Source organism: Rhodospirillales bacterium (assembly GCA_016872535.1).
Taxonomy (GTDB): Bacteria; Pseudomonadota; Alphaproteobacteria; order Rhodospirillales; family 2-12-FULL-67-15; genus 2-12-FULL-67-15.
On the sequence record VGZQ01000088.1, the window covers coordinates 1 to 11,824 of the forward strand.

General features: G+C 67.9%; 6 protein-coding genes. 4 read left to right on the forward strand and 2 right to left on the reverse strand.

Annotated elements, in window-relative coordinates:
* Positions 1-59: 59 nt before the first annotated feature.
* The 4 genes from FJ311_14060 (at position 60) to purH (ending at position 5,585) form a co-directional block, all read left to right on the forward strand.
* Positions 60-1,064, forward strand: a complete 1,005-nt coding sequence (locus tag FJ311_14060; GenBank protein ID MBM3952563.1) for a glycosyltransferase family 4 protein — start codon at positions 60-62, stop codon at positions 1,062-1,064.
* Positions 1,061-2,044, forward strand: coding sequence for an NAD-dependent epimerase/dehydratase family protein (locus FJ311_14065; GenBank protein MBM3952564.1), 984 nt, complete (start codon positions 1,061-1,063; stop codon positions 2,042-2,044). The genes FJ311_14060 and FJ311_14065 overlap by 4 nt, the downstream gene beginning before the upstream one ends.
* 68 nt (positions 2,045-2,112) lie before the next feature.
* On the forward strand, positions 2,113-3,963 hold the full coding sequence (locus tag FJ311_14070; GenBank protein ID MBM3952565.1) for a polysaccharide biosynthesis protein: 1,851 nt from the start codon (positions 2,113-2,115) through the stop codon (positions 3,961-3,963).
* A gap of 14 nt (positions 3,964-3,977) precedes the next feature.
* Entirely contained in the window at positions 3,978-5,585 is a 1,608-nt protein-coding gene (purH, locus tag FJ311_14075) for a bifunctional phosphoribosylaminoimidazolecarboxamide formyltransferase/IMP cyclohydrolase (GenBank protein MBM3952566.1), read from the forward strand.
* A 3-nt stretch (positions 5,586-5,588) separates the two neighbouring features.
* Here the strand turns inward: purH and FJ311_14080 are convergent, their stop codons facing one another.
* Positions 5,589-6,866, reverse strand: a complete 1,278-nt coding sequence (locus tag FJ311_14080) for an MFS transporter (protein MBM3952567.1) — start codon at positions 6,864-6,866, stop codon at positions 5,589-5,591.
* A 115-nt stretch (positions 6,867-6,981) separates the two neighbouring features.
* Positions 6,982-11,652, reverse strand: coding sequence for an NAD-glutamate dehydrogenase (locus FJ311_14085; GenBank protein MBM3952568.1), 4,671 nt, complete (start codon positions 11,650-11,652; stop codon positions 6,982-6,984).
* Positions 11,653-11,824: the final 172 nt, after the last annotated feature.

Below are 11,824 nucleotides of genomic sequence, written 5' to 3' on the forward strand. Positions count from 1 at the left end.
GAACCCGGCGCCGCGGAGGGACGCTTTCTGTTCCGACGCGGCCTGATACACTCCGGCCGATGTCCTGGACGACCCACATGGCCGTGTTCGTGATGCTGCACGTCGCCGCCTTCGCCGGCGCGGGGCTCGCGTTCATGCTGCTGTCCTGGCTCAACTTGTTCGATCACCCCAACGAGCGATCGAGCCACGCGAGCCCGGTTCCGCGCGGCGCCGGCCTTGTCCTGACTCCGGTTCTCGCCTTGGCCGTCGGCGGCATCGGTCTATACGCGCCGAATCCGCCCGCGTCCGCCGTCGTGCTCGCCGCGATCGTCGGCGCGCTGGGATTGGTGTTCTGGTTCGACGACCGGCGCGGCTTGCCGATTTGGTTTCGCCTCGCCGCCCAAATCGCCGCGATCGCGGCGGCGCTTTACGTCATGCGCGACCTGGGACCGTTTTTCGGCGGAATGCTTCCCGTCTGGCTCGACCGGGCCCTGGCCGGTTTTCTGTGGTTGTGGTTCACGAACCTGTTCAACTTCATGGACGGCATCGACGGCATTTCCGGGGTGGAAACGGCGGTGATCGGCGGCGGCGTGGGCGTGGTTGCCGCGCTGACCGGTGCCGCCGGCGGGCTTTCGTTGATCGGGGTTGCCCTGGTTGCCGCGGCGACCGGATTTCTGTGGTGGAACTGGCATCCGGCCAAGATTTTTCTCGGCGACGTCGGCAGCGTTCCCTTGGGCTTTCTGCTCGGCTGGTTGCTTCTTCTTCTCGCCGCGCATGGCCAATGGGCGGCGGCGTTGATCCTGCCGCTCTATTATCTTGCCGACGCGACACTGACCTTGATGCGCCGAATCGTGCGCCGCGAAAAATTCTGGCGCGCGCACCGACAGCATTTCTATCAACGCGCCGCGCGTGGAGGACTGGGTCATGCCGGCGTGGCGCTCGCGGTCGGCGCGTGCGGCGGCGTACTCATCCTGGCGGCGGCCGCCGCTGCCAAGGGTTGGGACATCCCGGCGCTGGTCGTGGCGGCGATTGCCGTCGCGGCGTTGCTCCATCGCTTGTCGCGCAACGCGCCGGTGGGCTGGTGAAAGTTCTCGTCACCGGCGCGAACGGATTCATCGGCCGCGCCACTTGCGCCGAGCTGGCCCGACGCGGCCACGACGTGGTCGCCGCCGTCCGCCGGATCGAATCGGCGCGGGATATCCCTTGCGCGCGCGCCATCGCCGTCGGCCCGATCGGACCGGCCACCGACTGGCGAGCGGCTCTGGACGGCATCGAGGCGGTGGTGCACGCGGCAGCCATGGCCCATTCGGTCACGCGCAAAAGCGCGAGCGAGGAGTCCGACATCTTCGCCGTCAACGCCGCAGGCACCCGCGCGCTGGCCGAGGCCGCGAGGGGCGCCGGCGTCCGCCGATTGATCTTTCTCAGCACCGTCAAGGTGCTGGGCGAGACGACCGGGGGCCGCGTGCCGTTTTCCGAGATCGATCCGCCCAATCCCGATTCCGGCGATGCTTACGCCCGCGCCAAGGCCGAAGCCGAAACGGCGCTCGCCGCCATCGCGCGCGCGCCCCTCGAGGTCGTCGTGCTGCGCTTGCCGTTGGTTTACGGTCCGGGGGTGAAGGCCAACTTCGCCGCCCTGATCCGCCTCGCCCGCTCGGCGCCGCCGTTGCCGTTGGCGAGCGTCGCGAATCGCCGCAGCCTTCTTTTCCTCGGCAACCTGACGGACGCGATCGTGCTCGCCCTCCGCCATCCCGGCGCGGCCGGGGAGACGTTTATGGTGGGCGACGGGGAAACCGTTTCGACCCCGGAACTGATCCGAAAAATCGCCGGTTTTGTGGGTCGGCCGGCGCGGCTTTTTTCGTTTCCGCCCCCTCTTCTCCGCCTCGCCGCGACCCTTTTGGGGCAAGGGGACCGCGCCCGGCGTTTGCTTGACTCGCTTGAGCTGGATGACCGAAAAATCCGCGACCAGCTCGGCTGGCAACCGCCCTTTTCGCTCGACCAGGGACTTGCGCTTACGCTCCGGCCGCCCGCAACCGACCGACCGCGCCAGGAAACGCCATCCGCGTGACATCCCTCTTTCCCGCCATCAGTTCCATCCGCCGGCGCGCCGCCATCGCCTATGGCCACGACATCGTCATGGCTGCGGTATCGTTCCTGGTTTCGCTCTATCTCCGCCTCGGCGATGACGCGTTCGGATCGCCTTACGCCGACATTCTCGTTCCCGGCATGGTTACGTTCGCGATCATCGCCGCCGGGGTGTTCATGTTCATGGGGCTTTATCGCGGCATTTGGCGCTACGCCTCGATCGAGGACCTGACCGCCATCACCAAGGCGGCGAGCCTGACGGTACTGCTGTTCCTCGCCGCGCAGTTCCTGGCGACCCGGCTTGACGTCCTGCCGCGTTCGATTGTGGTCATCAATTGGTTCGTTCTGATCGCGTTGCTCGGCGGACCGCGCTTTTTGTACCGTTTGGCCAAGGACCGCCGCTTGGGCGTGGCCGCGCAAGCCGATCACTCCCTGCGCGCGCCGGTGCTGCTGGCCGGCGCCGGCGACGAAGCCGAGCAGTTCATCCGCGCGTTGGCGCGCGATCCGCACGCTCCCTATCGGGTGGTCGGAATCCTGGCCGTGAGCGCCGAGCGGGTCGGGCGCGAAATCCGGGGCGTGCCGGTGCTCGGCACGGTTGATCGCCTGGCCGAGGTGGTCGCCGGCCTGAAGGCGAAAAACGGCGCGCCGCAGCGACTGGTGATCGCTTCGGACGCGCTGGCGGGCGAGCGGATTCGCGTACTGTTCGACGAATCCGCCAGGCTCGGCATGACGCTGGCCCGCGTGCCGCGCCTGACCGATTTGAAAAGCGGGATCGAGGATCGCGCCGAAATCCGCCCGATCGCGGTCGAGGACTTGCTCGGGCGGCCGCAAACGCCGTTGGAGCGCGATGCCATGCGCGCGCTTCTCGCCGGGCGGCGCGTGCTCATCACCGGCGCCGGCGGCAGCATCGGCGGCGAGTTGGCCCGCCAGGTTCTTGCCTTTGCGCCCGCCGAACTGGTGCTGCTCGACAGTTCCGAATACGCCCTCTACCAGATCGACCTGGAAGCCGGACGGATCGCCCCCGCCGTGCCGCGTCGCGCGGTGCTGCTGGACGTGCGCGACCGCGACCGCCTGCGGGCCTTGTTCGCCGGCGCGCGGCCTGAGATCGTTTTCCATGCCGCCGCGCTGAAACACGTGCCGTTGGTGGAGGCCAACGCCGCCGAGGGCGCCTCCGTCAACCTCGCCGGCACCGTCAACGTCGCCGACGCCGCGCGCGCGGCGGGCGCCGCCGCCATGGTCTTGATTTCCACCGACAAGGCGGTCAACCCGGCCTCCGTCATGGGCGCGACCAAGCGCGCGGCGGAAATGTATTGCCAGGCGCTCGACCTCGAAGGATCGGCCACCCGTTTCGTCACCGTCCGTTTCGGCAACGTGCTCGGCTCGACCGGCTCGGTCGTGCCCCTGTTCCAGGATCAGCTGGCGCGCGGCGGGCCGCTTACCGTCACCCACCCGGACATGACGCGCTATTTCATGACCGTGCGCGAGGCGGTCGAATTGGTGATCGAGGCCGCCGCGGCACGTTCTTCGCACCGCCAGGGCCAGTTGTTCGTGCTCGACATGGGCGCGCCGGTCAAAATAGTCGATCTCGCCCGCCAGATGATCCGTCTCGCCGGCCGCAAGCCCGATCAGGACATCCCCATCGTCTTCACCGGAATCCGCCCCGGCGAAAAGCTCCACGAAGAGCTGTTCCACGGCGCCGAGCCGCTGGCGCCGTCGGGCCTTGCCGGCATCTTCGTCGCCGCGCCCCGGGCGGCGGACAAGACCGCGCTGGAAACCGGCATCGCCGCCGTCGCCCGCGCCGCCGAGGCGGGCGATGACACGGCCGTGCGCGCGAGCCTTCGCCGCCTGGTGCCCGAATACGTTCCCGCTGAAACAACCGCCGCCGTTCCCGCCGCCCGTTGAACGCAGGACTTCGCATGACCGCCAAAATCCGCCGAGCACTTGTTTCCGTTTCCGACAAAACCGGGTTGATCGACCTCGGCAAGTTCCTCGTTTCGCAAGGCGTCGAGATTCTCTCGACCGGCGGCTCGGCCAAGGCGCTCAAGGACGCGGGCGTGCCGGTGGTCGAGGTGTCGCAATTCACCGGCTTTCCCGAGATCATGGACGGCCGGGTCAAGACGCTGCAGCCCAAGATCCATGGCGGCTTGCTCGCGGTACGCGGCAACCCCGAGCATGAAAAGGCGATGCGTGATCACGCCATCCAGCCGATCGATCTGCTCGCGGTCAATCTCTACCCCTTCGAATCGACGGTGGCGAAGGGCGCCGCGTTCGCCGACTGCATCGAGAACATCGACATCGGCGGCCCCGCCCTGATCCGCGCCGCCGCCAAGAACCACGCGTTCGTCACCGTGCTGGTCGATCCCGCCGATTACGCCGAAGCCATCGCCGAGATGAAGGCCAACGGCGGCGCCACCACGCCCGAGTTCCGCAAGCGCCTCGCCGCGCGGGCTTATGCCCGCACCGCCGCCTACGACGCCGCCATATCGACATGGTTCGCGGGACAGTTGGGCGAAACCTTCCCCCGCCGCATGGCATTCGCGGGCGATCTGGTCCAAACGCTGCGTTACGGCGAGAACCCGCATCAGCAGGCGGCGTTCTACCGGGGCGGACTCGAATTTTCCGCGCGCGGGGATTCGCCCGCGCGACCGCGGCCGGGCATCGCCACCGCCCGCCAGCTTCAGGGCAAGGAACTCAGTTTCAATAATCTCAACGATACCGATGCCGCGTTCGAACTCGCCGCCGAGTTCCGCGACCGCCCCGCCTGCGTCATCGTCAAGCACGCCAACCCGTGCGGCGTCGCCCAGGCCGACACGCTGAAGGAAGCCTACCTGCGCGCCTATGCCTGCGACACCGAAAGCGCGTTCGGCGGCATCGTCGCCCTCAACCGCGCGCTCGACGCCGACGCGGCGGCCGAGATCGCCAAATTGTTCGTCGAGGTGGTAATCGCGCCCCAGATCGCGCCCGAGGCCGCGCAAATCCTGGCGGCGAAGAAGAACGTCCGCGTGCTCGAAACAGGCGCCATGCCTGATCCGAATGCCCAAGGCATGACCGTTCGTTCCCTCGCCGGCGGGTATCTTCTCCAGACCCGCGACAACGCGCTCACCGAGAAGGACTTGAAGGTCGTCACCAAGCGCAAGCCGAGCAACGCCGAAATGGCGGATCTGCTGTTCGCCTTCACCGTCTGCAAGCACGTGAAATCGAACGCCATCGTCTACGTCAAGAACGGCGCCACCGTCGGCGTCGGCGCGGGCCAGATGAGCCGGGTCAATTCCTCGCGCATCGCCGCGTGGAAGGCGGAGGACGCCGCCCGCGTCGCCGGCGACAAGGAAAGCTGGGCCAAGGGATCGGTGGTCGCCTCGGACGCGTTCTTTCCCTTCGCCGACGGCCTGATCGCGGCGGCCGAAGCCGGCGCCACCGCCGTCATCCAGCCGGGCGGGAGCATGCGCGACGACGAAGTGATCAAGGCCGCCGACGAGCGCGGCCTCGCCATGGTCTTCACCGGGATGCGCCACTTCCGGCATTGAGATTTATCGCGCGATTTCCCGCGGATCGGGGACCAGCGTCAGCAACAGCCCGCCGACGACGAAAAACCCGAGAATCGAGGCCATGCCGGCGCGCTGGCTCTGGGCCATGTCGGTGATCGAGGCGAGCAGCGCGGGCCCGAGAAAGTTGGTCGCCTTGCCGGCCAGCGCATAGAGCCCGAACATCTCGGCGCGCATGTCGGCGGGCGCCACGTGCGCCATGTAGGAGCGCCCCGCCGCCTGCGCCGGCCCGACGAACAGGCCGAGCGGCAGCGCCGCCACCCAGAACGCCGTTTTGCTTTCCACCAGGAGAATCCCGGCGCCGAGAACGAACAGCCCCGCGAGCGCGATCAAAAGGGTTTTCTTCGGCCCGATCGCGTCGTCGATCCAGCCGAAAGCCGCGGCGCCGAGCCCAGCGGTCACGTTCATGGCGATGCCGAACAGCAGCAGTTCCTCGAAATCGAACCCGAACCGGCCGGCGGCGTAAATGCCGCCGAACGCGAACAAGGTGGTGAGGCCGTTGGCCGTGCACATCATGCCGAAAAGAAACAGCACCACGTGGCGGAACCCGCGCACCTTGCGCGCCGTCCCCGCGAGCTGCGCCAGGCCCTGGCGCGCAGCTTCGCGCAAGGAAATCCCGCCGCGTGGCGTGTCGGGCGTCAGAATAAAGAGCGGCAGCGCGAACAGCCCGAACCAGGCCGCGACCAGCGGCCCGACCGCGCGCACGTGGGCGGCGTCCTCGGTCGTGACGCCGAACCAGGACGTCTCGGCCTTGACGAATCCGAACAACGCGACCACCAGCGCGGCGAGGCCGCCCGCGTACCCGAGCCCCCACGCCCAACCCGACATCCGCCCGATCAGGACGCGCGGCACCAGCGAGGGCAGCATGGCGTTGTAGAAAACCGTGCCGAGCTCGAAAAAGAAAATCCCGAGCGCCACCAGCGCCAAGCCGAGACCGACATGCGACGGCGACGGCTTCACGAACCACAGCGCGGCGGTGACGAGGATGGCGAGAACGGTCGCGACCGCGAGCCAGGGTTTGCGGCCCCCCGCGTTGTCGGCAATCGCCCCGGCGACGGGGCCGACCAGGGCGACCGCGAGCGCCGCGGCCGAGGCCGCGTAACCCCATTGCGCCGTGCCCGTCACCGGATCGGCGGCCACCGCCTTGGTGAAATAGGCGGCGAACACGAAGGTGGTGATGAGCGTCGGGTGGGCCGAATTGGCCCAATCATAGAGCGCCCACGCGACCAGCGCGGGAACGGACGCGGGGCGATGCGGATTCACGGACGAACCGAACCGTCCCCCTCACCCCAACCCTCTCCCCCCACATTCGTGGAGGGAGAGGGAGGGACCCGGGATCGCGGGAGGGTGAGGAGAAACACGGTCAAGCCAATGGGCCTCAGCCCTTCGGCCCTGCTGCCTGCGCGAGCGCGCGCAGTTGGCGGCTCGCAACCGCCACCTGGGCGAGATCGTCGATCGGCGTCGCCCACAATTCGGCGAGGATCGCTTCGGCCTGGGCGACCGACGTGGCATGGGCGGCAAGCCAGCGCTCGACCGTGGCCGATGCGGCTTCGCCCTTTTCCGCGAGCGCGAGCGCCAGCGCCTGATCGGCGAGCGCCAGCTGATGGGAGAAAATTTCCTCGACCAGCGCGCCGATCGCGAGTTTGCGCCAATGGCCGCCCGCGTCCATGGATTCGCACGCCGCGCGCAGGCGACCGAGCCGGAAGCGCGTGCCGACCGCGTAATAGACCGCCGCCGCTTCGGTCGCCGTCCGTCCGTGGGACTTGGCGAGGCCGACGATGTCGCCGGCCGAATAGAGATTGACCAGCCCGGCGACGCGTTTGGCCAGCGCTTTCGGCGCGCCGAGGGCGACCAGGCGTTCCGCGCGCTGGGCGAGGTCGCCCAGGTAATGCTCGGGCAAGAACGAGTCCTGTCCCGCCGCCAGCCGGGCGACGTCGCCCTGGAATTCGCCGACGATGGCGGAAATGGCGACGTCCTTGCGCCCGTGCCGCAGGAACCAGAGCGTGGCGCGCATGACAAGCGCGTTGATCGCGTGCAGCATGGCGATTTGCGCCGCCGCCGGTATCCTGCCGTCCAGCGATTCGATCTCCGCCCAGAGCGCATCGAGCGCGAACACCTCGCGCGCGATCACGAAGGCGCGCGCGATTTCCGCCGCCGGCATGCCGGTGCGTTCGACCAGTTCGGGCACGAAGGTCGCCCCGGCGCGGTTGACGATCGCGTTGGTGACGGAAGTGGCGATGATTTCGCGCCTGAGGCGATGCGATCTCGCGGCGTCGGCGAACTTCTCGCCCAGGACCTTTGGGAAATAGGCGATCAGGTCGCGTTCCAAATACGGCGCGTCGGGCAGCGTCGAGGGCAGGATTTCGTCGTAGAGCCAGAGCTTGGCGTGCGACAGCAGGATCGCGTTTTCGGGCCGGGTCAGTCCTTTCTTGGCCGCCGCGCGTTCGGCCAGCGTCTCGTCGTCGGGCAGATATTCGACCGCGCGGCTGAGCCGTCCGGCTTTTTCCAGCATCCGCATCAGGCGCCCTTGCGCGTCGAGCGCGGCCGTGCCCTGCGATTCGGCGAGCGAGATGGCGAGCGTCTGAAGATAGTTGTCGCGCAGCACCAGCCGGCCGACCTCGTCGGTCATGTCGGCGAGCAATGCGTTGCGTTTTTCGTCGTTAAGGCCGCCCGCGGCGACCACCGACGCCAGCAGGATCTTGATGTTGACCTCATGGTCGGAGCAATCGACGCCGGCCGAATTGTCGATCGAATCGGTGTTGAGGCGCCCGCCCCTGAGCGCGTATTCGATGCGGCCGCGCTGCGTGACGCCCAGGTTGGCGCCCTCGCCGATCACACGCGCGCGCACGTCGCCGCCGTTGACGCGGATCGCGTCGTTGGCGCGATCGCCCGCATCGGCGTGGCTTTCCGTCGCCGCCTTGACGTAGGTGCCGATGCCGCCGAACCACAAGAGATCGACTTCGGCCTTCAGGATCGCGTTCATGATCTCGGCCGGCGTGGCGTTCGCCTTGGCGAGGCCAAGGAGCTTTTTCACCTCCGGCGACAACGCGATCGACTTGGCCTTGCGCTCGAACACGCCGCCGCCCTTGGATATGAGCTTGGCGTCGTAATCGGCCCACGACGAGCGCGGGAGCGCGAACATGCGCCGGCGTTCGGCCAACGATTTCGCCGGATCGGGATCAGGATCGATAAAGATGTGGCGGTGGTCGAAAGCGGCGACCAATTTAATGTGCGGCGACAACAGCATGCCGTTGCCGAACACGTCGCCCGACATGTCGCCGACCCCGGCGACGGTAAAGTCCTGGCTCTGGGTATCGTGGCCCATTTCGCGGAAATGGCGCTTGACCGATTCCCACGCGCCCTTGGCGGTGATGCCCATTTTCTTGTGGTCGTAGCCCTGGCTGCCGCCGGAAGCGAACGCGTCGCCGAGCCAGAAGCCGCGTTCGAGCGAGAGGCCGTTGGCGATGTCGGAAAAAGTGGCGGTGCCCTTGTCGGCGGCGACCACCAGATAGGGGTCGTCGCCGTCGGCGCGCACCACGTCGCGCGGCGGCACGGGCTTGCCCGCCTCCAGATTGTCGGTCAGATCGAGAAGGCCGTTGATCAGCGTCTTGTAGCAGGCGACGCCTTCGGCCAGATATGCCTCGCGGTCGGACGCGCTCGGCGCGCGCTTGAGCACGAAACCGCCCTTGGCCCCGACCGGAACGATGACCGCGTTCTTGACCTGCTGCGCCTTGACCAGGCCGAGGATTTCGGTGCGGAAGTCTTCGCGCCGGTCCGACCAGCGGATGCCGCCGCGCGCGACCAGACCAAAGCGGAGGTGAATGCCTTCCATGCGCGAGCCAAAAACGAAAATTTCGCGCAACGGGCGGGGCAGCGGCAAATCCTCGATCTTGCCCGAATCGAACTTGATCGCGAGGTAGGGCTTCGGATTGCCGTCGGAATCCTTCTGGAAGAAATTGGTGCGAAGCGCCGCCTCGACCGCGTTGACAAAGCGCCGCAGGATCCGGTCCTCGTCGGCGTTGACCACGGCATCGAGCGCCTCGTTCAAGCGCGCCCGCAACCCGTCGAGACGCTTGTCGGTTTCCGCCGTCCGCTCCGGATCGAAACGGGCGAGAAACAGTTCGACGATCAGGCGCGCGATCATCGGTTGCGCCGTGAGCGCCGCCTCCATGTAATCCTGCGAAAACGGAATCCCGGCTTGGCGGAGATAGCGGCTCAAGCTCCGCAGCACCACCACCTGGCGCCAGGCGAGCCCGGCCTGGACGACGAGCGCGTTCAGCCCGTCGCTGTCCATTTCGCCCTTCCAGACGCGGCGGAAGGCTTCGTGGAACGGTTCGCGCACGGCCGCAAGCTCGATCGGCGCGCGGTCGCGGGTCTCGAGACCGAAATCGTGGATGCGCACGGTGCGCGCCTTGACGCCCCCGGGCACGACCGTGTTGGGGATTTCGTCGACCACGCGAAGGCCCATGCGTTCCAGCATCGGCATCACGTCCGAAAGCGGCACCGCGCCGCCCGGGTGGTAGAGCTTGAAGCGGACCTGGTGTTCGGCGTCGCCCTCCCGGCGGTAGAGGTTGAGCCCGACCTCGCCCGATTGCAGCGTCCGGTCGATGGCGGCGATGTCGACCAGCGCGTCTTCCGGCCTCACGTGGTCGCGGTAGCCGGGCGAAAACGCCTCGGCGAAGCGGGCGTAGAGCGTGAGCCCGCGCGCCTCGCCCAGGCTCGCGACCAGGGCCACCTGAAGGCGGTCGGCCCACGAGCGGGCGGCCTCGGTCAGCACGTCTTCGAGCTTGGCCGCATCGACCGGCGGTATTTTGCCCGGCGTCGTATGCACCACCACCAACAGACGAGCCAGTGGCGTGTCGTCGAACTGGATGTAATGGTTGGCGACGGTGCCCGCCAACGCCTGTTCGAGGATCGCATGGATACGCAACCGCAGATCGGTGGTGTAACGATCGCGCGGGATGTAGATCAGGGCGGTGACGAAGCGTTCGAAGCTGTCGCGGCGGAGAAAGAGGGCGACGCGCAGCCGTTCCTGAAGCTGCAATACGCCGAGGGAAATGTCGAACAGTTCGTCGACGCCGATCTGGAACAGCTCGTCGCGCGGATAGCTGTCGATGATGTGCTGCAGCGCCTTGGCGTCGTGGCTGCCGGGGCGAAAGCCGGCGCGCGCGGTCACCGCCTCGGCCTTGCGCCTGAGCAGCGGAATATCGCGCGGCAACCGGTTATAGGCGCCCGACGTGAACAAGCCGACGAACACGCGCTCGCCGTCGATGCGGCCTTCGGCGTCGCGTCGCTTGATTGAAATCGCATCCAGGTGCACCGGGCGGTGGACCGGCGACTTGCGATTGGTCTTGGTGACCATGAGCGGGTCGGGCTGCTCGAGAAAGGCGCGCACGTCCGCCGGGATCGGGGCGCGTTCGCGCGATTCCTCGAAAACGACCCGGGCCGGATCGCGCAGGATGCCGAGCCCGGACCCGGCCACGACCGAAAAGCGCGCCTTGTCGCCGAGCGTCTTGGCGGCGCGATCGACGATGTCGTAATCGCGCGCGCCGATGAAGGTGAAGTTGTTGTCCTGCGCCCAAAGCAGGAATTCGCGCGCTTCGCGCACCGTCGGGTCGGCGGTTCCGTCCAGCATCGCGGCGGATTCGGCCATGCGCGCGCGCATGGCGCCCCAGTCTTCGACCGCGGCGCGCACGTCGTCGAGCACCCGGCCGACCCCTTGCGCGATCGCGCTCAGCCGATCGGGAGATTGGGCGGTGACCTCGGCGCGCAAAAACGATTCGCGCTTCGCGTCCTTGACCTCGGAATCGCGCGGCAGGGCAGCCAAGGCTTGTCCCTCGCCGTCGCGGCGCACCGCGACGATCGGATGGACCACGAGATGGGCGACGAGCCCCTGGCGGCTCAACTCGGCGGCGAGCGAATCGACCAGGAAGGGCATGTCGTCGGTTACCGCCTCGATCACCGTGCGGGCGCTTTTCCAGCCGTCGGTCTCGACGTTCGGATTATAGGCGCGCACCAGAGCGGTGCCGGTCTTGCGCCGCTCGGCCATGCGCCAATGCGCCAGCGCCGCGGCGAACAGGTCTTCGGGCGGCAAGCCTTGGAGGTCGCGGGGCGCGACGTTGGCGTAATAGGCGGTGAAGAACGGCCGGAGCGCGCCGGCTTCCTCGGCTCCCAAGCGCTTATCCGCCTCGGCGGCGAGCTGGGCGGCAAGATCGGCGGCG